The 25194-nt window shown below is 63.8% G+C and carries 22 protein-coding genes and 1 tRNA gene; 11 read left to right on the forward strand and 12 right to left on the reverse strand.

Annotated features, from left to right (window positions below; all coding sequences use genetic code 11):
• Nucleotides 1-39: 39 nt before the first annotated feature.
• Genes thpR through JD971_RS11985 form a run of 3 tightly spaced genes read right to left on the reverse strand, consistent with a single transcriptional unit; the run spans nucleotide 40 to nucleotide 2951 of the window.
• Nucleotides 40-573: an RNA 2',3'-cyclic phosphodiesterase gene (gene thpR, locus JD971_RS11975; protein WP_202083687.1), complete on the reverse strand. Its 534-nt coding sequence runs from the start codon at nucleotides 571-573 to the stop codon at nucleotides 40-42.
• Between the two features lie 8 nt (nucleotides 574-581).
• Nucleotides 582-2405, reverse strand: a complete 1824-nt coding sequence (locus JD971_RS11980; RefSeq protein ID WP_236672075.1) for a von Willebrand factor type A domain-containing protein — start codon at nucleotides 2403-2405, stop codon at nucleotides 582-584.
• A gap of 60 nt (nucleotides 2406-2465) precedes the next feature.
• Complete coding sequence (locus JD971_RS11985) at nucleotides 2466-2951, reverse strand: hypothetical protein (RefSeq protein WP_202083689.1); 486 nt, start codon at nucleotides 2949-2951, stop codon at nucleotides 2466-2468.
• Nucleotides 2952-3144: 193 nt separating this feature from the next.
• Between JD971_RS11985 and uvrA the strand changes: the two genes are divergently transcribed.
• The gene (uvrA, locus tag JD971_RS11990) at nucleotides 3145-6051 is read left to right on the forward strand and encodes an excinuclease ABC subunit UvrA (RefSeq protein WP_202083691.1); all 2907 of its coding nucleotides are present in this window, start codon (nucleotides 3145-3147) and stop codon (nucleotides 6049-6051) included.
• Nucleotides 6052-6064: 13 nt separating this feature from the next.
• Here the strand turns inward: uvrA and JD971_RS11995 are convergent, their stop codons facing one another.
• The gene (locus JD971_RS11995; protein WP_202083692.1) at nucleotides 6065-6820 is read right to left on the reverse strand and encodes a hypothetical protein; all 756 of its coding nucleotides are present in this window, start codon (nucleotides 6818-6820) and stop codon (nucleotides 6065-6067) included.
• Nucleotides 6821-7354: 534 nt separating this feature from the next.
• Here JD971_RS11995 and JD971_RS12000 point away from each other — a divergent pair.
• From JD971_RS12000 to JD971_RS12010, 3 genes are all read left to right on the forward strand, one after another.
• Nucleotides 7355-7564 carry a hypothetical protein gene (locus JD971_RS12000; RefSeq protein ID WP_202083693.1) on the forward strand — a complete coding sequence of 70 codons (210 nt, stop codon included), beginning with the start codon at nucleotides 7355-7357 and terminating at the stop codon, nucleotides 7562-7564.
• On the forward strand, nucleotides 7564-8214 hold the full coding sequence (locus JD971_RS12005; protein WP_202083694.1) for a hypothetical protein: 651 nt from the start codon (nucleotides 7564-7566) through the stop codon (nucleotides 8212-8214). Before JD971_RS12000 ends, JD971_RS12005 begins: the two co-directional genes overlap by 1 nt.
• Nucleotides 8215-8400: 186 nt before the next feature.
• Complete coding sequence (locus JD971_RS12010) at nucleotides 8401-8742, forward strand: hypothetical protein (protein WP_202083695.1); 342 nt, start codon at nucleotides 8401-8403, stop codon at nucleotides 8740-8742.
• On the opposite strand, the gene JD971_RS12015 is transcribed toward JD971_RS12010, so the two are convergent.
• Nucleotides 8739-9326 (reverse strand): septal ring lytic transglycosylase RlpA family protein, encoded by a 588-nt coding sequence (locus JD971_RS12015; RefSeq protein WP_236672076.1) that lies wholly within the window; start codon nucleotides 9324-9326, stop codon nucleotides 8739-8741. The genes JD971_RS12010 and JD971_RS12015 overlap by 4 nt on opposite strands.
• A 101-nt stretch (nucleotides 9327-9427) precedes the next feature.
• Complete coding sequence (locus tag JD971_RS12020; RefSeq protein WP_202083696.1) at nucleotides 9428-10651, reverse strand: argininosuccinate synthase; 1224 nt, start codon at nucleotides 10649-10651, stop codon at nucleotides 9428-9430.
• A gap of 280 nt (nucleotides 10652-10931) precedes the next feature.
• Between JD971_RS12020 and JD971_RS12025 the strand changes: the two genes are divergently transcribed.
• Nucleotides 10932-12980 carry a S46 family peptidase gene (locus JD971_RS12025; RefSeq protein ID WP_202083697.1) on the forward strand — a complete coding sequence of 683 codons (2049 nt, stop codon included), beginning with the start codon at nucleotides 10932-10934 and terminating at the stop codon, nucleotides 12978-12980.
• 16 nt (nucleotides 12981-12996) lie between these two features.
• Here JD971_RS12025 and JD971_RS12030 read toward each other — a convergent pair whose 3' ends face one another.
• Nucleotides 12997-13788, reverse strand: a complete 792-nt coding sequence (locus JD971_RS12030) for an SDR family oxidoreductase (RefSeq protein ID WP_202083699.1) — start codon at nucleotides 13786-13788, stop codon at nucleotides 12997-12999.
• A gap of 184 nt (nucleotides 13789-13972) precedes the next feature.
• Between JD971_RS12030 and JD971_RS12035 the strand changes: the two genes are divergently transcribed.
• Nucleotides 13973-14046: transfer RNA gene (locus tag JD971_RS12035), tRNA-Gly, on the forward strand.
• A 568-nt stretch (nucleotides 14047-14614) separates the two neighbouring features.
• On the opposite strand, the gene JD971_RS12040 is transcribed toward JD971_RS12035, so the two are convergent.
• The 5 genes from JD971_RS12040 to JD971_RS12060 form a co-directional block, all read right to left on the reverse strand.
• On the reverse strand, nucleotides 14615-15982 hold the full coding sequence (locus JD971_RS12040; protein WP_236672077.1) for an efflux transporter outer membrane subunit: 1368 nt from the start codon (nucleotides 15980-15982) through the stop codon (nucleotides 14615-14617).
• A complete protein-coding gene (locus JD971_RS12045) occupies nucleotides 15979-17100 on the reverse strand; it encodes an HlyD family secretion protein (protein WP_202083700.1) in 1122 nt (373 codons plus the stop codon). The genes JD971_RS12040 and JD971_RS12045 overlap by 4 nt, the downstream gene beginning before the upstream one ends.
• Nucleotides 17097-18782, reverse strand: a complete 1686-nt coding sequence (locus tag JD971_RS12050) for an MFS transporter (protein WP_202083702.1) — start codon at nucleotides 18780-18782, stop codon at nucleotides 17097-17099. Before JD971_RS12050 ends, JD971_RS12045 begins: the two co-directional genes overlap by 4 nt.
• Nucleotides 18779-19420, reverse strand: coding sequence for a TetR/AcrR family transcriptional regulator (locus JD971_RS12055; protein ID WP_202083704.1), 642 nt, complete (start codon nucleotides 19418-19420; stop codon nucleotides 18779-18781). The genes JD971_RS12050 and JD971_RS12055 overlap by 4 nt, the downstream gene beginning before the upstream one ends.
• Before the next feature lie 787 nt (nucleotides 19421-20207).
• Nucleotides 20208-21092 carry a helix-turn-helix domain-containing protein gene (locus tag JD971_RS12060; RefSeq protein ID WP_202083706.1) on the reverse strand — a complete coding sequence of 295 codons (885 nt, stop codon included), beginning with the start codon at nucleotides 21090-21092 and terminating at the stop codon, nucleotides 20208-20210.
• A gap of 131 nt (nucleotides 21093-21223) precedes the next feature.
• On the opposite strand from JD971_RS12060, the gene pobA reads away from it, so the two are divergent.
• Genes pobA through pcaG form a run of 5 tightly spaced genes read left to right on the forward strand, consistent with a single transcriptional unit; the run spans nucleotide 21224 to nucleotide 25191 of the window.
• The gene (gene pobA / locus JD971_RS12065) at nucleotides 21224-22399 is read left to right on the forward strand and encodes a 4-hydroxybenzoate 3-monooxygenase (protein ID WP_202083709.1); all 1176 of its coding nucleotides are present in this window, start codon (nucleotides 21224-21226) and stop codon (nucleotides 22397-22399) included.
• Between the two features lie 3 nt (nucleotides 22400-22402).
• Complete coding sequence (locus JD971_RS12070; RefSeq protein WP_202083711.1) at nucleotides 22403-23113, forward strand: CoA transferase subunit A; 711 nt, start codon at nucleotides 22403-22405, stop codon at nucleotides 23111-23113.
• Nucleotides 23110-23784 (forward strand): 3-oxoacid CoA-transferase subunit B, encoded by a 675-nt coding sequence (locus JD971_RS12075; RefSeq protein WP_202083713.1) that lies wholly within the window; start codon nucleotides 23110-23112, stop codon nucleotides 23782-23784. The genes JD971_RS12070 and JD971_RS12075 overlap by 4 nt, the downstream gene beginning before the upstream one ends.
• On the forward strand, nucleotides 23781-24494 hold the full coding sequence (gene pcaH / locus JD971_RS12080) for a protocatechuate 3,4-dioxygenase subunit beta (protein ID WP_202083715.1): 714 nt from the start codon (nucleotides 23781-23783) through the stop codon (nucleotides 24492-24494). The genes JD971_RS12075 and pcaH overlap by 4 nt, the downstream gene beginning before the upstream one ends.
• Complete coding sequence (gene pcaG, locus JD971_RS12085) at nucleotides 24487-25191, forward strand: protocatechuate 3,4-dioxygenase subunit alpha (protein ID WP_202083717.1); 705 nt, start codon at nucleotides 24487-24489, stop codon at nucleotides 25189-25191. The genes pcaH and pcaG overlap by 8 nt, the downstream gene beginning before the upstream one ends.
• Nucleotides 25192-25194 lie beyond the last annotated feature (3 nt).

The following is a 25194-nucleotide window of genomic DNA, read 5'->3' on the forward strand; positions in this document are numbered from 1 at the left end:
CGCGAATCCAATGCCCGATCCGCCTGCGCGCCACGCGTGTCACCGCATCGGGTAGGACACCGCCGGCTCGTAATGCGATCCGCCGCGACTGAGATGGCTTTCATAAAGGACGAAGCGATCCACCTCGAACTGCGGCGTGCGGAGCGTGGCATGCGCGCGCAGGAAATCGCCGATCGAACCGCTCGCCAAATTCAGCCGGGCCAGCGTCACATGCGGCATGAAGCGCCGCGTCTCCGGCTCGCACCCCGCCGCGCGGCACGCCTGCTCGACCTTGCGCTGTAATGTGAGCAGCGGGTCGCAACGTGGCACCCCCGCCCACACCGCCGTCGCCCGCCCCTTGCGCGCGAAATGGCCGATCCCCTCGAAACGCAGCGGAAAGGCGTCCTGCACCACGCGGGAGAGCGCATCGGCGACATCATTGGCAAGCGGGCGGTCCACCTCGCCGATAAAGCGCAGCGTGAGATGCAATTGCGCATCCGATTGCCAGCGCGCATTCTCGATCCCGTCCATCGTATCGATCAGCGCATCGCCAATCGCTTCGGGCAGGGGGATGCCGACGAAAAGCCTGTGCACGGCGGCCGCTACGGCGCGGAATCGCCGCGCATCAACCCGGCGGCCCGCGCGGCGAGATCGGCAAATTCCGCGCGAAGCGGGCCGGTGCCCCCCTGCGTCCGGGCCAGCGCGGCGCTGTCGTCCAATGTCCACGCGCCCAGCCTGTCATCCCCGCGCAGGGCCTGCCCATATCCCGCCACGGCAAGCGCGAAGGCCATGTCCCCGCGCGCCGGTTCCGCATCCGCGATCATGCCCGCGGGGACCGCCCGTTCGATCAACATGGACCGCGCACCCTCCGGCAATTTATACCGCAGACGCACCACCGCCATCTCGCCCGACCGGTCGCCGCGCGCGATGGGGCGCGCATTGGCCTCGTACCGGCGTTCGGGAAACCATCCCTTCGCACCCGCCGGGACGATCTCGTAAAGCGCGGTCACCTGGTGGCCCGCGCCGATCTCGCCCGCATCGACCCGGTCATTGGCGAAATCCTGTTCGGCGAGCGCCCGGTTTTCATAGCCGATGAGGCGATATTCGGCGACATGGGCCGGGTTGAACTCGACCTGTATCTTCACATCCTTTGCAATGGTGACGAGCGTCGCGGCCAGTTCCTCGTCCAGCACCTTGGCCGCTTCCTCCGCGCGGTCGATATAGAAATAATTGCCGTTCCCGTGGTCGGCGATCTGTTCCATCATCGCCTCGTTGTAATTGCCCGTGCCATAGCCCAACGTGGTGAGCGAAATGCCGCCCTCCCGCTCGCGCTCCACCATGTCGATCAGCGCATCCGTATCGGTCAGGCCGACATTGAAATCGCCATCGGTGGCCAGCATGATGCGATTGACCTCGCCCGCGCGATAGTTCTGCCGCGCCAGATCATAGGCGAGTTCGATCGCCGCGCCCCCCGCCGTCGACCCGCCTGCCGACAACCCGGCAATCGCGTTCATCACCGCAGGCTTGTCGTTCGTGGGTTTGAGAGCGACGCGCGTTTGGCCCGAATAGGTCACGATGCTCACCCGGTCGTCGGGGCGCAAACGCTCCGCCGTCAGGGCCAGCGAACATTGCACCAGCGGCAGCTTGTTCCGCGTCGCCATGGAACCCGACACATCGACGAGGAAAACGAGATTGACTGGCCCGCGCGTCTCCCGGTGCGGCGCCGCGCTCGACAACCCGATGCGCAGCACGCGCGTCTCCGCATTCCACGGCGTTCGCGCCATGTCGGCGGAAATGGTGAAGGGCGGCCCGTCCGCGCCCGGCGCGGGATAGGCGTAGCGGAAATAGTTGAGCATCTCCTCGGTCCGCACCGCGGCTTGCGGCGGCAGGTCGCCGTCCCCGATCATGCGCCGCACATTGGCGTAGCTGCCGGTGTCGACATCCACCGCGAAGGTGGACACCGGCGCCTCGGCAACGCGCTGCACATCGGCGACCTCCTCGCCGGCATAGCGTTCGCGGCTCTGCGCCGCGGGGGCGTAGCCGATCTGCGGCTGGACCATTGGCGCGGCGCTGGCCAGCGGCGGTGGCGGTGGCGGTGGAGGCGGGGGAGGCGGCGGCGACCCGGCGGTCCGGTTTACAGGCGGCGCGCCCGGCGCGGGCCTGACCCTTGCGCCCGTGAGCACGATCTCTTCCGTGTCCTCCCCCGGATCGAGGAACGGCGCACAGATGCGCGCGGCCGCCGTGTCCGCCGATGCCGCGCGCGACGGGGCGGCATCACCGCCCGGCGCGGCGGCGAACGGAACCTGCGGCGATGGCGGCGCCACGGGCGATGCGGGCGCAGGCGTTGCGGGCACGGGCGTCGTCGCGCATCCACCCAGCGTCATCGCCATCGCGCCAAGCCAGAGCGCGTGTTTTCCTGCCATCATCGCGTATCTCCCATTCCGCGCGCCCATGCTGAACACCGGCGTTGCGGAGCGCAAGCGCGATTATTGCGCGGCGTCCTGTTCCCCGCACCGGATATAGCGGCGCACATCCTCGCCATCGCCCGGGCGATAGCGCACCGTCCCGTCGCCGTTGAGGGCAAGATAGATCGCGCGCGCATGCTCGTCCGGGCCGACCGTTTCGCGGAGCGTGACCGCAATGGCATCGCCGTCCACCTCGACATGGGTGATGGGGCCGCCCGTTTCGAAAAAACGCACGTCATCGCTCCGCAGGGTGACGGGTTCCTGCGTCGGAATGGCGGCAAAGCGGGGGCCGCAATCCTCGGCCTTTTGCGCATATTGGCCGCGAAACCGCTCGGGCACGTCTGTCATCGGTGCGGGCTGGCCGGGGGAAGGGGGCGCGGCGTCCGGCGCGTCCGGCGTGGTGGTTTCGCCGTCCTGCGCGGCGGTCTGCGTGGGCGGATCCGTATCATCCGCGGCGGGTGAGCAGGCGCAGACGAGCGCGGCGCACAGAAGGGGAGCGATTTTCATGGGCGCATAACGACGGTCGGCGGATCCGGGTTCCGGCGCGGTGACGGCGCCACGCAACCCGTGCCCGCTCGGTTGCAATCGCGTGGCCCGCGCCCACATGGATGGCACATCATTTTCACCGACACGCCACGGCGCGGCGATTGCCCCCGACGCATGCTTGACTGGCGCGAACATTTGCGGAACACGACCTTTCATGGCCCTTACCAAGATTTCCGTGCGCGGCGCGCGCGAACACAACCTCAAAGGCGTGGACATCGACCTTCCGCGCGACAGCCTCATCGTCATCACCGGCCTGTCGGGGTCGGGCAAATCGAGCCTCGCCTTCGATACGATCTATGCCGAGGGGCAGCGCCGCTATGTCGAAAGCCTGTCCGCCTATGCGCGGCAATTCCTCGAGATGATGCAGAAGCCGGACGTCGAACATATCGACGGCCTGTCGCCCGCCATCTCGATCGAGCAGAAGACGACGAGCCGCAACCCGCGTTCGACCGTGGCGACGGTGACGGAAATCTACGATTACATGCGCCTGCTCTGGGCGCGGGTCGGCGTCCCCTACAGCCCCGCGACCGGCCTCCCGATCGAGGCGCAGACCGTCTCCAACATGGTCGACCGGGTGATGGAACTGCCCGAAGGGACGCGGCTCTATTTGCTCGCCCCCGTGGCGCGTGGGCGAAAGGGCGAATATCGCCGCGAAATGCTCGAATGGCAGAAGGCGGGCTTTACCCGCGTGCGCATCGACGGCGAAATTCACGAAATCGCCGACGCGCCCAAGCTCGACAAGAAGTTCAAGCACGACATCGAGGTCGTGATCGACCGCCTCGCCGTGCGCGAGGGGATCGAGACGCGGCTGGCCGACAGTTTCGAAACCGCGCTGAAACTCGCGGACGGGCTGGCCTATGTCGACCTTGCCGACGGCGTCGTGCCGGGGCGCGAGGAAGAGGGCGAAGGCGCCACCAATGCCACCGGCGGCCAGCTCAAGGGTGCAGGGCTGCCCGCCAATCGCATCGTGTTCTCCGAACGCTTCGCCTGCCCGGTCAGCGGTTTTACAATCGAGGCGGTCGAACCGCGCCTGTTCTCCTTCAACGCGCCGCAAGGGGCGTGCCCGGCCTGCGACGGGCTGGGCGAAAAGTTGTTGTTCGATCCGCAGCTGGTCGTGCCCAATGAACATCTTTCGCTCAAGAAAGGCGCGGTGGTGCCCTGGGCGAAGTCCAATCCGCCGTCCCCCTACTACATGCAGGTGTTGTCGAGCCTCGCCGCCGCTTATGATTTCGACCTCGCCACCCCGTGGGCCGAACTGCCCGAAGCCGTGCACGACACCATTCTGTTCGGCACGAAGGGGAAGGCCGTCCCGCTCACCTTCAAGGACGGGCGCAAAAGCTACACGGTGAAAAAGCCGTTCGAGGGCGTCATTGGCAATCTCAACCGCCGCATGCTGCAAACCGAAAGCGCCTGGATGCGCGAGGAACTCGCCCGCTACCAGACCGCGCAACCATGCGAGACCTGCGGCGGCGCCCGCCTCAAACCCGAAGCGCTGTCGGTGAAGGTCGCGGGCGAGAGCATCTCCGGCCCCGTGCGCCTGTCCGTCTCCGACGCGCTCGCCTGGTTCAAGGACCTGCCCTCCAAATTGACGGATCAGCAGAACCAGATCGCCGCCGCCATATTGAAGGAGATCGACGAACGCGTCGGCTTCCTCGACAATGTCGGCCTCGACTACCTCAACCTCGACCGCACCAGCGGCACGCTGTCGGGCGGCGAAAGCCAGCGCATCCGCCTCGCCAGCCAGATCGGCAGCGGGCTGTCCGGCGTGCTCTACGTCCTCGACGAGCCCAGCATCGGCCTGCACCAACGCGACAATGACCGCCTGCTCGAAACATTGAAACGCCTGCGCGATCTCGGCAATACGGTGATCGTCGTCGAACATGACGAGGATGCGATCCGCGCCGCCGATTACGTCGTCGACCTCGGCCCCGGCGCGGGCGTCCACGGGGGCGAGATCGTCGCCGAAGGCACTTTGAAACAGGTGCTGAAATCCAAAAAATCGCTCACCGCCCAATATCTCAACGGCACGCGCGAAATCGCCGTCCCGACCGAGCGGCGCAAGGGCAACAAGAAGAAAATCACGGTCCACGGCGCCCGCGCCAACAATTTGCGCAACGTCACCGCGTCGATCCCGCTCGGCACGTTTACCTGCATCACCGGCGTGTCGGGTTCGGGCAAGTCCAGCTTTACCATCGACACGCTGCACGCCGGCGCGGCGCGGGCGTTGAACGGCGCGCGCATCATCGCGGGCGCCCATGACAAGATCACCGGCCTCGAAAACTGCGACAAGGTCATTCAGATCGACCAGTCCCCCATCGGCCGCACCCCGCGTTCGAACCCGGCGACCTACACCGGCGCCTTCACCAATATCCGCGACTGGTTCGCCGGCCTGCCGGAGGCGAAGGCCCGCGGCTACAAACCCGGCCGCTTCAGCTTCAACGTGAAGGGCGGCCGGTGCGAGGCATGCCAGGGCGACGGGCTGATCAAGATCGAGATGCACTTCCTCCCCGACGTCTATGTCACGTGCGAGGAATGCGGCGGCAAGCGTTACAACCGCGAAACGCTGGAGGTGCGGCACAAGGGGCACTCGATCGCCGACGTGCTCGACATGACGATCGAGGATGCGGAAACCTTCTTTGAAAACGTGCCGCCCATCCGGGACAAGATGCGCATGCTGAACGAGGTGGGGCTGGGCTATGTCAAGGTCGGGCAGCAGGCGACGACCTTGTCCGGCGGCGAGGCGCAGCGCGTGAAACTGGCCAAGGAACTGGCGCGCCGCTCAACCGGGCAGACGCTCTATATCCTGGACGAGCCGACGACCGGGCTTCATTTCGAGGATGTGCGCAAATTGCTGGAGGTGCTGCACCGCCTCGTCGATCAGGGCAATTCGGTGGTGGTGATCGAACACAATCTGGACGTGATCAAGACCGCCGACTGGCTGATCGACCTCGGCCCCGACGGCGGCGTGCGCGGCGGCGAAATCGTCGCCGAAGGCACGCCGGAGGATGTCGTGAAGGAAGAGCGCAGCTTTACGGGGCACTATTTGCGGGGGATGGTTTAACTCTTCAGAGAAATCATTTTACCTCTCTTGCAGGCAGCATTCCTTTTATCCGCTCTAGGCGGTCGATTAGTTCCGCTAGATCGTCTGGATTATCGATAACCGTCTCGATCCGCACGGATTCGAAATCAAAAAGCGGTTTTGTCGAGTTTAGGGGTAACGCGCTATCCCGCTTAATGGGATTCTTAGTCTTCTCTTCTCTCGCGCTAGCGCCGCTCTCCCATCGGGGGGGCGGCGTCACGTCACCATCTTCCGTATATTCTTCGTCATCAAACGGACCAGTATCCTCGTCCACGCCATTTCCACGGCCATCCGAGATTCCATGAGCTTCTAAAAAGGCAATCGTGTCTTTATAACTTTTGAGAACCGGGTCGACAGCGGCGTCGGTAAAGCCTTCGCGCATAAGAAATGAAGTGATTGTCGCTTCCGAAGGACTGTCGAAATCATCTCGTAGGCGCCTGAACAGAGCTGGCGATGAAGCGGCTTCTTTAATTGCACGGTTTTTTTCGCCCTGATCCATTCCGTGCAAAATCGTTACGGTAGTAGGGGATACGCGCACGTTGCCCTTTCCAACCTTATCAAGAAGTCCGTACTGGCTCAAAGCCCCAAGCAGTTTCAGGGTACGCCCGTTTAGGCTCGTATAACCCATATGTTCAACGGCGACTTGCTTATCGATAACGTTAGTACGATCAAACTTAAATATTTTATCAACTAAATCAATAGCTTGAGGAAGTGGAATTGAAGGGTAGTTTGGGCTGCGTAACCGTGCCATATCTCTTTTCCTCGCGTTTGCATAAGCTTAGTAAGCGCTAAGCGCGGAAAAATCAATCCCTGCGCTTGCGCTTTTCATTTGATATGGTAAACTTCCCCTTAATGCCAAAATCTCACAACGAGATGGCGGAAGGGCGGTGCGTAACAATGAGATGAAGTGACGGATCCGGTAACGTGAGCCGGAACGAAAAAGGGCCGACCCAAAGGCCGGCCCTCGGTTCAATCTAACGCTAGGCGTGTTGATCTCTCCGTAGTGGAACACAGAGAGTCGCACGCACTCGCGTTTTTTGCAAGGAAAATGGAATGGTTTGGGTTCGTCCCTACATCCGTTTGCGCTTCGGACGTGTTGAGCACGTGTGTGCGCATTGGCGTTCGTTTCCGAACTAAGGCTTAGCGCCAGTCAACGGGGTTAGATTCCGGTCTTTACTCTCCTATCAACACCTTGGCTCCGCTTCGGCGGAGCTTTTTTTATTTTCCTACAACCCCACACTCCCCTAAATCCCCCGGTTCCCTGCCACACAACCACAGGTGAACCATGCCCCTCTACATCCCGCCGCCCGGCGACATCGACCATCTCGACCATGCCCGTCGCTGGGCCGATCATGTCGCGCAGGGGCGCATAGGGGAGGGGCCGCGGACCACCCCGGCCTTGCTCATTCAGCATATGCGCAATGAGGAAGTGCTGCTCGGCACCGCGCGCACCGTCCGCACGCGCGACGATTCCGCGATCCGGGGGCGCTGGTAATGGCCGCGTCCTACACGCACGAAACGCCGCCCGCCGACCCGCACCCCGATGACGAAGCGCCGCGCCGCGTCATGCGACCTGCGCGCCGCGATGCGTGGACGAAATCGCTGATGGCGGCATTCCTGCGCGAACTCACCGCCTCGCAATCCGTGGCGCAGGCCGCGCGCAGCGTGGGCAAGAGCCGGCAATCCGCCTATCGCCTGCGCGCCCGGCTGAAGAATACGCCCTTCGATCTCGGCTGGGAAACCGCGCTGGAGGCCGGGCTGTCGCAGCTTGCGCATGCCATGCTCGACCGCGCGATCAACGGCGTCGAGGTGCCGCATTACTATCACGGGCAACGCATCGGCTCGCACCGCGTCTATGACGAACGGCTCGCCATCTGGATCGCCGAAAACCCCTGGCGCATCGGCCGGCATCAGATCGCGCGTGAATATAGCGCGGAAGGCTGGGACCGTCTGCTCGACCGCATCGAACACGGCCCGCTGGAGTGGGAGGATGGCGAACCCGTGCCGGGCCGCGATCCGGTCGAACCCGAAACCGCCGAACGGGCGGAGACGCAGTTCCTCCTGCGCAGCTGGTACGCCGACCCGGCGCAGGCGGGACCGCCCGCCACCGCGCCGGGCTATCCGCCCCGCGGCCACCGCCGGTAATTTTTTCGCCCCATGCGCCGATCCGTCACCCTCGCCCCCGCAAAGCCGCAGATTGCCGCGCGCGGCGGCGGGGCGAAGACGCGGACGGCGCATGTTGGACGTGTCACTTATGTCCGCTTCGTCGCATGCGCTAACCCGGCCTTAACCACGATGTGCAAAGCATCGCGCATGGCCCGCCCGAACCGCATGACGATCCCGGCAATGATCCGCCCCGCGCTGGCCGCGCCGCTTGCGCTTTGCGCGCTCGCCGCCTGTGGCAGCGAAACGGGGAACGGGGTGATGACGCCCGCCCACGCCGCCGCGGTGGAACGCTGCACGACCCGGTACGCGGCGCGCGGCCTCGACACCCGCCGAGCGAACCGCCTGTGCCATTGCACGGTGGCGCGGCTGCGGGCCGAACGGCTGGATCCGGGGGACCCGGTCCGGGCCGACCGGGTGCAGGGGGTGCGCCAATGGTGCGCAACGCAAACGGGCGTCACCGCCGATGCGGCAACGCCCGTTTCGCGCGAAAAACGCAAATGGAGTTAGTTGAGCAGCGCCATCCGCACCTGACCGCGTCCGCGCGCGGCAAGCCCGATGGTGCGGGCGGCGGCTTCGGACAGGTCGATGACGCGATTGCCGTGGAACGGGCCGCGATCGTTGATCCGCACGGTGACCGATTTGCCGGTGCGTTCGCTGGTCACGCGGACCTTGCTGCCAAAGGGGAGCGTGCGGTGCGCGGCGGTCAGCTCGGTGGGGTCGAAACGCTCGCCGCTCGCCGTGGGGCGCCCGGAAAGGCCCGGCCCGTAATAGCTCGCCTCGCCCGTGCCAAGCTCGCGGCGGATGTCGGACACGTTGGCCTCGACCTGATGGGCGAGAGCGGCAAGGCGGTTTTTCGCAGGGATCGCCTCTTCGGCGGGAACCGGGGATGCGGCGGGGAGTTCGGAATCTACCCCGGCCACGCCATCGCCGATGGCCACGGTCTGCGGCGCCTCGTTCTCCGACACGGCGAGCGCGGCGGAGGCGGGAACGATGGCGGCGACGCCGAACACGAGCATGGCGCGCTGCCTGCGAAGGCGGATTAGCGTGGCCAGCCGTTTGCGGCGGGTTGGAAGCGTTTGTGTGTCATCCATGCTTCGCAATATAGCATGGTGAGACAGCCATTTGGGGTCGGTTTGTCCGACCCCGTGAACAGCTTACCCTGCTTTCGCAGGTGCAACATGGTTAATGCCGCTTAACGCTTCCCCTGCCCGGCAAGGAGTCGCAGGCGCAGCGCATTGAGCTTGATAAAGCCCGCCGCATCGGCCTGATCATAGGCGCCGGCGTCGTCTTCAAACGTCACGTGGCGTTCGGAATAGAGGCTCACCGGGCTCTTGCGGCCGACCACGTCGGCATTGCCCTTGTAAAGCTTCAGCCGCACGGTGCCGCTGACATTCGCCTGGCTGTGATCGATGGCCGCCTGCAACATTTCACGTTCGGGGGAGAACCAGAAACCATTATAGATAAGCTCGGCATAGCGCGGCATCAGCTCGTCTTTGAGATGCGCGGCACCGCGGTCGAGCGTGATCTGCTCCATCCCGCGATGCGCACGGGCATAGATTTCCCCGCCGGGCGTTTCGTACATGCCCCGCGATTTCATGCCCACGAACCGGTTTTCAACGAGATCCAGTCGCCCGATCCCATGCTTGCGACCCAGCTCGTTCAATGCCGCCAGCAATTCAGCCGGGCTCATCGAAGTCCCGTTGAGCGCGACGCCATCGCCCTTTTCGAAGTCGATGGTGATATACTCGGGCGTATCGGGCGCATCCTCGGGATTGACCGTGCGGGAATAGACGTAATCCGGCGTTTCCTCCCACGGATCTTCGAGCACCTTACCTTCGGACGAGGTGTGAAGAAGGTTGGCGTCGGTCGAAAACGGGCTTTCGCCGCGCTTGTCCTTCGGTACGGGGATCTGGTGCTGCTCGGCCCAGGCGATGAGCGCGGTGCGGCTGTTGAGATCCCATTCGCGCCAGGGCGCAATGACCTTGATATCGGGCGCCAGCGCGTAAGCGGACAGTTCGAAGCGAACCTGATCGTTGCCCTTGCCGGTCGCACCATGGGCGATGGCATCGGCGCCGGTTTCGCAGGCGATCTCGATCAGGCGCTTGGAAATGAGGGGGCGCGCGATCGAGGTGCCGAGCAGATAGTCGCCTTCGTAGCGTGCATTGGCGCGCATCATGGGAAAGACGAAATCGCGGACAAATTCCTCACGCAGATCGTCGATGAAGATATGCTTGTCGGGCACGCCCATCATCTGCGCCTTCTTGCGCGCGGGCTCGAGTTCTTCGCCCTGACCGAGATCGGCGGTGAAGGTCACCACCTCGCAATCGTAGGTCACCTGCAGCCATTTGAGGATGACGCTGGTGTCCAGTCCGCCCGAATAGGCGAGGACGACCTTGTTGATATCGGAATGCGACATGCGGCACTTCTTTCGATTACGGCTACGGCAGATTTGCGCTGCGCCTATCAGCCACGAACCGGGGCGGCAATATGCAACGTCGGTGCGCCTGTGTGCATTTTCCATGCGGCCAACAAGCGACGCTTGACCTGCGGGGCTTTTCAAACGCCCTGGTCCGTGCAATCAACCATCGAGATTGTTGCGAAGGAAACGTTCCATACCGTCTCCGGCGCGGCAAACGTCCGTCTATCAAGAGGCCCCGTTTTCAAAAGAGGCCTTACCAGCCAAGAGTATGCCATCCATGCGTATCCGTAGCCTGATCCTGTCGAGCGCCATGCTCGCTGCGCCCGCTGTTCTTTCCGCGCCCGCCGCGGCGGAGGAGGGGATGTGGACCTTCGACAATTTCCCGACCGAACGGATGGAAGGGGAATATGGTTGGGCGCCGGATCAACAATGGTTGGATCGTACCCGCGCGGCGGCCGTGCGCCTCACCGGCGGATGCTCGGCAAGCTTCGTGTCGGATGCGGGGCTCATCCTGACCAATCATCATTGCGTGGTCAGCTGCCTTCAGGATCTCTCCACCGCCGACAACGACCTCATCGAAAACGGCTTCAATCCCGGCAGCCTCGCGGAAGAGCGGATGTGCCCCGGACAGCAGGCGGAGGTCGTGACGCAGATTACCGACGTCACCGATGATATTCAGGGCAGGATCGCGGGGCTGACCGGAGAGGCGCTGGTCAATGCGCGTAATGCCCGTATCGCCGATCTGGAATCCGAAGGATGCGAGGATGAAACAATCCGCTGTCAGGTCGTGAGCCTGTTCGGCGGGGGTCAGTACAAGCTTTATCGCTATCGCAAATATTCCGACGTCCGCATCGCATGGGCACCGGAATTTCAGGCCGCTTTCTTTGGCGGCGATCCCGACAACTTCAACTATCCGCGCTATGCGCTCGATGCCGCGTTCCTGCGCGCCTACGAAGATGGCAAGCCGGTCGCTCCGGCCAATCACCTGCGCTGGAACCCGCGCCGGCCAGAGCCGGGCGAAATCACATTCGTCGTCGGCAATCCCGGCTCGACCTCGCGCCTCTACACCCAGGCGCAGGTCGACTTCGATCGCGACCTGCGTATTCCGGTCACTATCGCGACGATGTCGGAACTGCGCGGACGGCTGATTGCCATCGGCGAAAGCGATCCGGAAAAGGCGCGGCAGGCGAAGGATACCCTGTTCGGCATCGAGAATTCGCTCAAGGTCTATCTCGCGCGGCAGCGTGCGTTGAACGATGCCGAATTCGTCGAAACGCTGGAAAGCAAGGAAGCAGACCTGCGTGAACGCAGCGCCGGAAATGCGCAGATCGGCGATCCGTGGACCGCGATCGACAGTGCGATGGGCGATTATCGCGATCTCTATCTTTCCTACCGTTTCATCGATCCGCAGAGCTCGCTTTTCAGCTTCGCGCAGACGCTCGTGCGCGCGGCGCAGGAACGGCAAAAACCGAATGCGGAACGTCTGCCCGGGTTTACCGAAAGCGCGCTGCCGCTGCTGAGCAAGAACCTCTTCGACGAACGCCCGATCTATCCCTGGCTCGAGGAGGAAACGCTGGGCTGGAGCCTGTCGAAGGCGCGCGAATATCTGGGTGCCGACGATCCGGACACGAAGCTTCTGCTCGGAAGCGAATCTCCCGAAGGGCTGGCCAGCCGGCTCGTGACCGGAACCCGCGTGGATGAGCCGGAATATCGTCGCTATCTCTGGGACAATGGCATGGCCGCGATCGAGGCTTCGGACGATCCGATGATCCAATATGCGCTGCGTCTCGACGAACGGGAACGGGAATTGCGGCAGGCTGTAAACGAGCGTGTGACCGGACCCATCTCGGTCGCGCAGGCCGATCTGTCCGATGCCCGCTTTGCGACCTATGGCGACACGATCTATCCCGATGCGACATTCACGCTTCGCATCAGCTACGGTCAGGTGAAGGGCTGGACCGAACGTGGGCGTGAGATCGATCCGGTGACGACGCTCGGCGGTGCGTTCGAGCGTGCGACCGGGAACGTGCCCTATGATCTCGCGTCCCAATATCTGGCGCAGGAAGGGCAGATCGATAAATCGACCGCCTATGATTTCGTGTCGACCAATGACATCATCGGCGGTAACTCCGGCTCGCCCACGATAGCGCGCGACGGTTCGGTCATCGGCGCGGCATTCGATGGCAATATCCATTCCATCGGCGGCAATTACGGCTACGATCCGGAGTTGAACCGGACCGTGTCGGTGTCGGCCGCCGCGGTGCAGGAAGCCTTGGAAACCATCTACCCGTCGCCGCGTCTCGTTCGCGAACTGAACGCAAATTGACGAGGGCGGGGGGCGTTCAGCGCCCTCCGCCACCCTCGCGGGCGAGATACAGGACGTCGCGATCCTGACTGAGCAGATGCTGCCCGGAGTCGACAAACAAGGTCGCGCCGCTGGCAACGTAACCCTTGGCCAGGAAAACCGCCGCCTGTGCCAGTTCGTCGGGCGAGGTCAGCCTGTGCAGCAGGTTCATCCGGCTACTTCGTTCGTGTTCGGCGTCGTGCTGATCGTGGCTCGGCAACATCGCGCCCGGACAAAGGCCGTAGATACGGTCGGAACTGCATGCAAAATGCATCGCCATCATGCGCGTCGCGGCAAAAAGCGCGTGTTTCGACATGGTATAGGAAAAGAAATCGGGATTTGTATTGGCGATCTTCTGATCGATAAGATTGATGACGCACCTTTGCGATCCCGTGGTCGTATGGCGCAGAAAAGCCTGAGACAGGAGGGAAGGCGACGCCGCATTGATGGCATTGCTTCGCCAGAAAATGTCGGGATCGAGGTCGTCCGCAAGATCGGGCTCAAAAATCGCCGCACTATTGACGAGGACGTTCCAGCCCGGGACGCGCACGGCAAGGTCGGCGACAAAGCGATCGATCGTTTCGAGCTTGGAAAGATCTGCTGACACGACGTCCGCGCTTGGCAGTGAGTTCGCCAGCGCATGCGCCGCTTCGGTCGATCGGTTGCAGTGAATCAGGACGTGGAACCCCGCCTTCGAAAAATGGCGCACGATCGTCGCGCCCAATCGCCGGGCGCCGCCGGTGACCAGGACCGTGGGACAGCCGATCTGCTTCTGCTCTTTGCGAGACATTCGCCCTATCTATACCAGATGGTCACGATGCCAAGCCATGGTATGGAATTGACGCGATCGCGTGAGGCGAGGCAGTCTTCGTGTCGAAGCTGTATTGACCGGACAATCCATCGGGTGCATGGGAGCGAGCGAAGGCTCGGATCGCACTCAAACGCGGTCCGCATCACAGCAGCGCCTTACAGCTGCGGGTGTAGCTCAATGGTAGAGCAGCAGCTTCCCAAGCTGACGACGAGGGTTCGATTCCCTTCACCCGCTCCAGCACTGCCTTCTCAAACATCTCGGAAACTCTATAAACCTTTGGGAATCTAAGAGTTTCTGGCGTGCGATTATCCTGCATTTGCCCGGCTAGTCTCGCCAATTCCCGCTGATTTGGGGACTGCGTTGATGGCATGCAGCTCTCTGGCAATTTGACTGTTCCCAATCCGGGCGCGGTTTCTAATTAAGCGTCCGAGATCGAGGGGCTAAAAAACGTCGAAATTCGCAAAGGCTGGGCTGGTTCGAAAGCTTATAATTGAGCGGATCGTAAGCCCCCTTCCTTTCGGAGTGGTTCAAGCGGCGTCTGACTATGGCAGCCTTGGCACCGGCGAAGGTCAAGCGGTGCGAATACCTTCTATCAGCACTCAACGGCTTTACCGGCGTTCAGTCGACCGCGGCATCGAGCGAGCCGATACGCTTCCCTTCGCCGAATCGAGAGCGAGGGCAGCCATCGGGCAGGCCATTTATACACGAGGGCAAAGCTTGCGTCGCCAATACTGACAACGCATCTGCCAGTACAATAGCTGGCAAGGATCGGCCCGCTCCCGCGAAACGTCGCGCGCGGGTGTTCTTATTCCGGCGCCCCGCCGACGGCCTCGTAAAGACCCACCACAGCCGTGAGCTCATCGGCCTTCACCTGCACCAGTGACAGCTCGACCCCGAGCAGGGCGCGCTGTGCATCGACCTGCTCGATATAGGGCGTGTAACCCGCGCGGTAGCGATTGCGCGCGTGGCGCAGCGCATCGGCCACGGCCGTCTGCTGGGCTGCGAGCGCATTTTCCTGATCTCTCAGATTGGCGAGCGCGGCCATGCGGTCCTCGACCTCGCGAAAGGCATTCAGGACCGTCGAGCGATAGGCAAAGGCGGCCTGATCGCGCTGCGCCGTCGCACCGTCAAGCTGTGCCTGCAACCTACCGCCCTGAAAGATCGGCGCGAGGATGCTGCCGCCCAGCGACCATACACCAATGGGATCGGCAAGCAGGTCGGAGAGCACCACACCGGCCGTCACGCCCAGATCGATCGAGGGCATGAAATCGGCGCGGGCCATGCGCATTCTGGCGTCGAGCGCCGCGATGCGATATTCCGCGGCCGCGACATCGGGACGGCGACGCAGCAGTTCGGACGGCAAGGTTTCGGGGGGAGCGGGCTGGCGCAAATCCTTCAGCGTACCGCCACGGTCGATGGCGCCCGGCACTTCCCCTGTCAGCACCGACAAGGCATTTTCCTGCCGCACGATCTGCGCCTTGAGTTGCGGGACGAGTTGGGCGGTCGCTTGATACTCGGCCTCGGCCTGGCGGAGCGGCAGCTGCGAGGTATAGCCGACTTCGGCCCGGTCGCGGGCGAATTTCACCGCCTCCTGCCGCGCCGCCAGAGTTTCCTCCAGTACGGCCAGCCGCTTGTCGAGCGCCAGGAGCGTGATGTAGCCGGTGGCCGTCGCCGCGCTCACCGAAAGTCGCGCGGCCTCTTCGCTCGCAGCGCTCGCGGCGACACCAGCCTCGGCGGCGTCCACGCGCGCAGCATTCTTGCCGAACAGGTCGAGTTCGTAGGACGCACGAAACGCAGGCTGCGCGGCGACGATCGTCTGACCCTGACCGAAGGGGGAAACCTCCCGCCGGATCGCGCCCTCGACCCCTGCGCCAAGCGAGGGGAGGAGGTAGCCGCGCGAACCCAGTTCGGTCGCGCGCGCTTCCTCCACACGGGCCGCGGCGATCCGCACGTCGGGATTGTTACGCCGCGCCTGCTCGACGAGACGCGACAGCGCCGGATCGCCGAACGCGTTCCACCAGTCCTGCTCGACCGGGGCGGTGACCCGCAGGCTCGTCCGCCACGCCGTCGGCGGCGCAACCGCCGCGCCGGGCGGGGCATCCTGCAAAGTGGGAGCGCAAGCGCCAAGGGCGAGGGCGGATGCGGCCATCAGGAAGAGCGGTCTGCGCGTCACGACCTGTCCTCCGTATGGACGGTGGCGATGACGGACATGCCCGGGCCGAGCCGGCGGGCGGCTTCCTGTCCCTTGTCAAGCACGATCCGGACGGCGATACGCTGGGGCACCTTCACAAAATTGCCTGCGCCCGTGTCCGGCTTCACCAGGCTGAATTCGCTGCTGGCGGCAGGTGCGATACTCTGCACGCGGCCGGACAGTACGATACCGCCCAGCGCGTCGATCTCGAGCGTTGCGCGCTGGCCCACTGCCATGTTCGCGGTTTGCGTTTCCTTGAAATTGGCCACCACCCAAAGATCGTCGGGCACGATATACATGAGCTGCGTGCCTGCGCTCACAAGCTGACCGACGCGCGCGGTAACCTCGCTCAACCGCCCGGCACGAGGCGCGCGGATCTCCGTGCGTGAAAGTTCGAATTCGGCCAGCCCTTTCGACGCTTCCGCGCCGGCAACCTGCGCTTCGAGAGCGCCTCGACCGACGGTGACCGACCGCACGCTCTCTGCCGCGATGGAGCGCTGTGCCTGCGCCTGCCTCACTCCGGCCTGCGCCTGTTGCAGGGCCGCGCGCGCCTGATCGCGTTCGCGCAGGGACACCGATCCTTCGTCGACCAGTTCGGCAACGCGGTTCATGTCGGCCTGCGCCTTCTGCAATCCGGCACGCGCGGACGCCACCGCTGCATCCTGGAGTTCGAGCTGCGCCTGTGCCGAGCGCAGGCTCTGCGCGCTATTGGCGAGGGTGGCCTGTTGCGCCGCCGTGTTGGCAGCGCCCTGCAGGACCTTTTCCTGGAACGGGGCATCGTCGATCCGGGCGAGCAGATCGCCCTCCTTCACCCGCTGAAAATCCACGACCGGCACCTCGACGAGATAGCCCGCGACCTGCGGGCTGACCACCGTCGTTCGTCCGCAGACATAGGCATTGTTGGTCGTTTCGTCGCCGCCGCCGAAGGGTGGAAGGCCCCAGGCGAAAAGCGCGGCGAACACGCCGACCAGAATGACCGCGACGGCGATTACGATGCGTCGGCGCGAGGGGTTGGGCGACCATCCTGTCTCCTGCTCCGGCGCGGGCGTTTCGACGGTGATGGTCTCTTCTTCGATGTCAGACGGGGTCGAATTCGTCATTGTCTGGTCCTTGTGAGCATGGCCTCCAGGAAGGCCAATTCCTTGGCGAGCGGGTTACGCCCGCGTATCCGGTTGATGAGCCAGGGCACAAAGACGACGACGAAAGTCACCGCCGAAAGCGTGCCGATAAGGAAAAACACGTCGTTGAAGGCGAGCACCGCGGCTTCGCGCCCTACTTCCTGCGACACGCTGGCTGCTGCGGTCATCTGTTGCAGCGCGGGATCGCCCTGAAGCGGTGCGGCATTCCTCGCGGCATTGCCTATCGCCTGTCCCAGTAGCGGGTTCGCAAGCGTGAGCGTGCCGCCGGCATCGATCAGATGCATCTTCAACCGCACCGTGTGAAACGCGGAGAGGAGCGCGTTCCCGGCAAGCCCGCCGACCGATTGCGAGAGCGAGAAGATCGCAATGAAACCGATGACATAGCTCTGTCCCGCGGCCAGCGCGCGCAAGAGGCCCTCCATCATGATCGGCCCCATGGCAAAAACTGCCCCGAACGCAATTGCGGCCTGCGTGAGGTAGAGATCCTGCGGCCGCGTCATCGTGCCCGTGCGCGTATCGACGAAGGCGGCCACGCCGATGACGAGGATCGCGAAAAGCACCGGCCGGGTAAGATCCTTGGGGTCGAGCCGCGCCATCGACAACGCCATGCCGCCGAACGTCGCCCCGGTCAGGATCCAGAAATAGGTGGTCAATTGTTCGTTGCCATACCCCAGCGTGGCAAACAGACCGCTCGCTCCGAAGCCCTGTTCCGCGACAAGGATGCGCACCGTCGCACCGGTCAGCGCAAGCGCCAGAATGGACCGGCTCGACAGCCAGCTGAGGTCGAGCATGGGGCTTCTGCGGTTCGCCTCAATTAGAAAACACCCGCCCAACCCGATGATCGCGACGACCATCGCATAGCCCAGCCAGGGCGTGTCCCACCATTGTATACGGCCCTGAATGATGAACGCACAGAGCGCCGCAACGCCGATGATGAACAGCGCGATGCTGGGAATGTCGAGCGTCTCGAAAGTCTTCTTGCGAATGCCCGGTGGCAGGCGGAGCAGGTAGACCATACCGAAACCCAGCAGCGACAGCGCGAACTGAAACTGAAAGACATGGGTGATGTCGCCATCCACCAGCAAGGCCGGAGACAGCGCGCGGGTGAGCGGGAATGCGACCTGCGTCATGCCCAGCGAAATCACCAGTCCGCCCACGCGCATCGCGGCGGGCAACCCCTGCATGAGATAGTAGATGGCAAGCGCCGACAGCCCGCTTGCCGTAATGCCCGCAACCGCCCGCGCAGCAAGTTCGGGGTAGTATCCGGGCTCGATCATCTGCACGAAATTGGCCGTGACCAGCCCTGCCATCGCCCAGCGTACGAAAGGCTGAATGCCGAATTCCTGCCGCACCCGGAACAAGAGCATGCTCATCGTCGCATAGGTCGAATAGAACGCAACCGTGAACCAGCCCGCTTCGACGGGCGTCAACGCGAATTCGGCCTGCAACGCGGGCGAATTGGCGAGGAGGAAACCGTTCTGCGCGCCGGCGAGCAATCCCATGAACATGCCGATCAGCAGATAGGCCGCCCGGCGCCCCGGCGGGTTGTCGGGATTGGCCGGGGACCCGGGAAGGATCGGCATTTCGTGCGGTTTGAAGCGATAGCCGCCGACATGGTCGATGAGCGTGTCGTGGTCGGTCACAGCGCCAGCGCTCCTTCCACCAGCGTCGCTTCCAGCGCCGCTGCGAATTGCGCGTCATCCCCCATGTCGGCCCCCATGTCCGCGACGAGCCTGCTCAGCCGTTCGCGCCGCGCGACCGTGCTGGCGGCGGAATAGATGAAATTGGCGACCCGGAACTGCAGATGCTCCGTTTCTGTGGGCCGCTCGTCCGCCGCGGCCTGCGCAAGGGCAATGAAATGGCGGTGCAGCGGTAGCGAAAGCGTCTCGAGCAGCCATAGCGACCGGTCGGTGTCGACGGTGATGTCACGCAGCAAAAGCCGGGGCACCTCCGGGCGATCGAGCAGATAGGCCAGAAAGACGCGTGCCGAATGGTCCAGCCGGTCCTGCGCATTCGCACCGTCCATCTCGCCGAGAGCCTGATCGAGCGCCGCGCGAAGGTCGCCCGATGCCTGCGAAACGATCTCCTTCCACAGGCCGGTCTTCCCGCCGAAGCGATAGGAAATCAGCGCGACATCGACGCCGGCATCCTTCGCGATTTCGCGCAGGGACGTCGCCTCGAAACCCTGCGCTGCAAAGCGATGCAGCGCGGCCATGGAAATTGCCGCACCGGTATCCGCATCTGGTCCTGTCGGACGTCCGCGCCCGCGTCGTTCAGTCATTCGCCGCTCCTTGTGCAGTGCGACATAATACCCGACAGGTAAATATTCAATGACCGTTGAATAAGCCGGCCTCGACACATGCGATGTCGGTCAGTGCCGCCTGACATTTCGGGATATTCGCCCGCCTCCCGCCTCTTGCAAAAAAAGACAATTCGTCGCGAAACAGCGGCCCCGCGCGGGTGCGTCATAGAGGTATCGGTGTCTGTCCTCGGCACAACTTGCCCGCCCGATCACGACCCCCCGTTCGCCTTTAGTATCGTGCGAATGTGATGCGCGCGCCGGATTCGACAGGCGAATACGCAGAGCACAGCGCACAGGCCCATCTCGCTCGTCGCCATCCGACTTGTGCTGTGGACGATGGCGGGCATGTCGCCTGAAAAACAGATTGCCTTGGTTCGAACGGTTTGATGCTTGCCGAAGGCGGAATGGGACGAAACCGGACGCATGTCGGAGACGGGTCAGAATGAGGTCGGCCTCGTCGTTTCTTGCGTCGGAGCAGGCGCGAAAGATTTGGCCCTCGACGACCGTACGGATTATTGTCGCAACTTCGGCCCGGGAACGACAGTACCCATTTTGGTTGCCCTGTTCGGCGCCGTGCCCTGTCGCTACAGGGGACGGCACCTGCCAGCCGATCATCCGGATGTCGCGATATTCCGCGGAGGTGAGGGCGCGCGTGACCGTCGGGCCGTGCTCCGTTTCCCGCCCGAGCGACAGTCCCGGTATTGACATCGCACCGATTGCGGGGGGCACTCGCGATCAGACCAGTTCGTCACGCCGCCCCTTCAATTCAAGCCTGCCGTTCGTGCGATCGCGTGCGAAATCGGGACGGAGTATCGCCTTCGTTCCGGCGGAAGAAGCGCGAGAAATAGGCGGGGTCCGCGAACCCCAGCGCATAGCCCACCTCGGCGATGGAGAGGTGGGAGTAGATCAGCAGACGCTTCGCCTCGAGCAGGCTGCGGTCGTCCTGTATGCGTGCGGGCGATTTGCCGGCCACGCGCGCGCAGGCGTCCCGCAACGCGCTTTCGCTGACATGGAGCGCCGCGGCATGGGCCGCGACCGGTTCACGAAAGGCAAACCGCCTTTCGACAAGCTCCCGATACCGTGCGACCAGCTCGGCCGCCCGCGATGGCGCGACACTGATCCCGGTGCGATCGGCCGCGACGCTGCGTGTGCATTGCACCAGCAGTTGCAGGGTGAGCGCCTCTGTTGCCGCGCGGTCCCCGATGGCCGACCAGCCCAGTTCGCGGCGCAGTTCGCCCGCCAGCGCGATGACCATCGCGCGAAGCCGACTGTCGAGAGGCACGATCCTGCTGCGCGCGAAAAGAGCCCGGAGCTCGCCATGGGGCTGCACCAGCCGGTCAAAATAGGAGCGCGCGACGCTGGCGACCCATCCGCGTGAATCCTCTTCCCACGCGAAACCATGCACGACGGTTGCGGGAACGAGGAGCAGGGCCGGGGCGGCGATGCGATGGGTTTCATCCTCGATCGAAATGGCGCTGAACCCGGTTTCAAGGATGAAGATCTGGTGCAGGTCGCGGTGCGAATGTGGTTGGATCGTCCATTCGCTCGGCCGCGATCGATCGACGAGCGCTTCGATATGAACGAAGTTCGCATCCGCCTTCCGTGGCGGTTCGCCATAGAGATAGAAACTCGGGACCGCGCTGCTTGCCATATCTCGGCCTACCACCGGTCTGGCGAATTGTCCAAGTGTTCGCGCGGCGCATGCATGGTCACCACGGCGCCCCTCGTGGCAGATTGCCGGCTCGCTGCGAAAGTGGCGCAACGGCAAGGAGAGGAAATCGCATGCGAACCCAGATCGGCATTATCGGCGCCGGGCGGGGGCGGATGGTCCTCGCGCATATTCTGGCGCAGCAGGGTATCGACGCCGTCGTCCTCGAACGCCGCGACCGCGAATATGTCGAAGGGCGCGTCCGGGCCGGCGTGCTCGAACAGGTGACGGTCGATGTCATGCATTCCCTCGGTCTGGCGGAGCGGCTCGACGCCGAGGGGCTCGTGCACGGCGGCACCAATCTCAGCCTCGATGGCGAACTCATCCATATCGACATGGCCGGTCTTACGGGCGGGCGCACCGTCACGGTCTATGGGCAGCAGGAAGTGATGAGCGACCTGTTCTCCGCCGCCGATGCGCGCGGGGTCAAGATTGTATGGAACGCGGAGGACGTCGCGATCGAGGACGCCGCCACGGACAAGCCGATGCTGCGCTGGCGCAACGATGGCGAGGCGCACGAACTGCAATGCGATTTCATCGTCGGCTGCGACGGTCAGCACGGCGTCAGCCGCAAGACCATCCCCACCGGCGTGCTCAAGGAATTCGAGCGGGTCTATCCCTTCGGCTGGCTCGGCATTCTCGCCGAGGTTCCGCCGGTCGAGGACGAGCTGATCTACGCCAATCACGAACGTGGTTTCGCGCTGGCCTCGATGCGGTCCCCCACGCGCAGCCGCTACTATATTCAATGCGAGATCGACGAGCGGATCGAGGATTGGGGCGACGATCGGTTCTGGGACGAATTGTGCCTGCGGCTCGGCCCGGATGTCGGCGGGCGGGTCACGCGCGGTCCGAGCTTTGAAAAATCCATCGCGCCGCTGCGGTCCTATGTCGCAGAGCCGATGCGCTGGAACCGGCTGTTTCTGGCCGGGGACGCCGCGCATATCGTTCCCCCCACCGGGGCCAAGGGCATGAACCTTGCCATCAGCGACGTGAAAATCCTCGCCGATGCGCTGGTGGAATATTACGGCGAGAAATCGGCGGCGGGGATCGACGGCTATTCCGCGCGCGCCCTGTCGCGGGTGTGGAAAGCGGTTCGGTTTTCGTGGTGGTTCACTTCCGTCACGCATCGCTATCCCGATATGGACGGTTTCGACCGCCGTATACAGATGGCGGAACTCGACTACATTCGCGGTTCGATCCCCGCGCAGCGCACGCTCGCGGAAAACTATGTCGGCCTGCCCCTGGAGTAGAACATGGCGCAAAAAATATACGATAGCCCGGCAGCCGCGCTGGACGGGTTGCTCTTCGACGGCATGACGATCATGTCCGGCGGGTTCGGACTGTCCGGCAATCCGGAAAGCCTCATCCCCGAAATTCGCGCGGCGGGGGTCCGGGATCTGACCGTGATTTCCAACAATGCGGGCGCCGACGGGTTCGGCCTGTGGATGCTGCTCGAAAGCCGGCAGGTCGCGAAGATGATCTCCAGCTATGTCGGCGAGAACAAGCTGTTCGAGCAGCAATATCTGTCGGGCGAACTGGAACTCGAACTCAATCCGCAGGGCACGCTTGCCGAGCGTATTCGCGCAGGCGGCGCCGGCATTCCCGCCTTCTTTACAAAGACCGGTTACGGAACCGTGGTGGCCGAAGGAAAGCCGGTCGAGGAATTCGACGGCGAGATGTATGTGCGGGAAACCTGGCTGAAATCGGACCTTTCGATCGTAAAGGCGTGGCGCGCGGACCCCGCCGGCAATCTGATGTTCCGGCGCACGGCGCGCAATTTCAATCCGAACATGGCGGCGGCAGGCAAGGTCACGGTGGTCGAGGTCGAGGAGATCGTGCCCGAAGGAACCTTCGATCCCGATTGCATCCATACGCCCGGCATCTATGTCGATCGCATCGTTCAATCGACCATCAATGAAAAGCGGATCGAGAAGCTGACAACACGGGCGCGGGAGACGACATGATGGGCGAATACACGAAAGGCTGGAGCCGGGAGCAGATGGCGGCACGCGCCGCACGCGAGCTCGAGGACGGGTATTACGTCAATCTCGGCATCGGCATTCCAACGCTGGTGGCCAATTACATTCCGGACGGCATCAATGTCACCTTGCAGTCCGAAAACGGGATGCTGGGCATGGGTCCGTTCCCCTACGAGGGTGAGGCCGATCCCGACCTCATCAATGCGGGCAAGCAAACGATCACCGCTCTGCCCACGTCGAGCTTCTTTTCGTCTGCCGAGAGTTTCGCGATGATCCGCGGCGGTCACATCGACCTCACTATCCTGGGCGCGATGGAAGTGTCGGCGCAGGGCGACATCGCCAACTGGACCATTCCGGGCAAGATGGTGAAGGGCATGGGCGGCGCGATGGATCTCGTCGCGGGGGTCAAGCGCGTGGTCGTGGTCATGGACCATGTGAGCAAGCACGGCGAACCCAAGCTTTTGTCGGAATGTGCGCTGCCACTGACCGGGAAAGGGTGCGTGGATCTCATCGTGACCAATCTAGCCGTGATTGCGTGCGACAAGCCGGGGCTGCGGCTGGTCGAGCTGGCGCCCGGTGTGACGGTCGACGAGGTGCGCGCGGCAACCGATGCACCGCTCGCCATTCCTGCCGAGCTTGCTGGGGACGCGGCATGAGCGCGCCTGTGTCCTATCGCCGGGGCGACGCGGGAATGCCGCGGGATCTGGTCCCGGAATATCGCTCGACCGTGCTGCGTGCGCCGCAAAAGCCGCGCATCGAAATTCCGCACACGCTCACCGAAACGACCGGGCCTTCGGGATGCTGGGACCGGCTCATGGGCAAGGCGGCCGCGGACCTCACGGCGCAGCATCGCGGCGAACCCATCGGGCAGCGCATCGTGGTGTCGGGACGCGTTCTGGATGAAGACGGCCGTCCCGTGCCCGATACGGTCATGGAAATCTGGCAGGCGAACGCCGCCGGGCGATATATCCATGCCAAGGATAGCTGGGATGCGCCGCTCGACCCCAATTTCACCGGGGCAGGGCGGATCGTCACCGATGCGGACGGGCGTTATCGTTTCACCACGGTCCGGCCCGGTGCCTATCCTTGGGGCAATCACAAGAACGCGTGGCGGCCCGCGCATATCCATCTTTCGCTGCTCGGCCCTGCATTCGCGACGCGGCTGGTGACGCAGATGTATTTTCCGGACGATCCGCTGATCGAGATCGACCCCATCGCCAATGCGATACCGATGCCCTACAGGCAGCGAATGGTGAGCCGGTTCGACATCGAGACGACGCAACCGAACCGGGCGCTGGGCTATTTGTTCGACGTGGTCCTCAAAGGCCGCGAGCAGACCCCGTTCGAGGAGGATGGCCATGACTGACGTGACCGCAACGCTGGAAGGCCGTAACGCAGCACCGCGGCAGGACAATCAGGATCCTGCGCTGTTCGGGCAGACCCCGTCGCAGACGGTCGGGCCATTCTTTCATTACGGGCTACCGTGGAAGGGCGGGGCCGACCTGGTCGGGAAATCCGACCTCGGCGCGCGACCGGAGCTGTTCGGGGAGGCGCATTACGTGCTCAATCTTTCCGCGCCGACCGGGACGCCGCGCGGTGAGCCGATCGAACTCGTCGGAATTGTCCGCGATGCCGAGGGTACGCCGGTGGCCGACGCGATGATCGAAATCTGGCAGGCGAACGCCGAGGGCCGCTATCGAAGCGAGGACGATGCCCGCGACGATGCCGCGATCGACCCGCATTTCGTCGGCTTCGGCCGCTCCTCCACCTCGGATGACGGCGCCTACCGGTTTCGGACCATCATGCCGGGCCGCGTGCCCGGCCCGGACGGCACGCTTCAGGCGCCGCATATCGCGGTTTCGGTTTTCGCGCGCGGCGTGCTGAACCGGCTGGCGACGCGGGTGTATTTTGCCGGGAGCGAGGGGCTGGATTCAGATGCGATCCTTGCGCAGGTGCCGAAGGATCGGCGCGGCACGCTGCTCGCACGATCGGAGAAGGAGGGCGTCTGGACGCTCGACATCGCGCTCGGCGGGCCGGACGAAACGGTCTTCTTCGACCTGTGAGCG

Source organism: Croceicoccus sp. YJ47, assembly GCF_016745095.1.
Taxonomy (GTDB): Bacteria; Pseudomonadota; Alphaproteobacteria; order Sphingomonadales; family Sphingomonadaceae; genus Croceicoccus.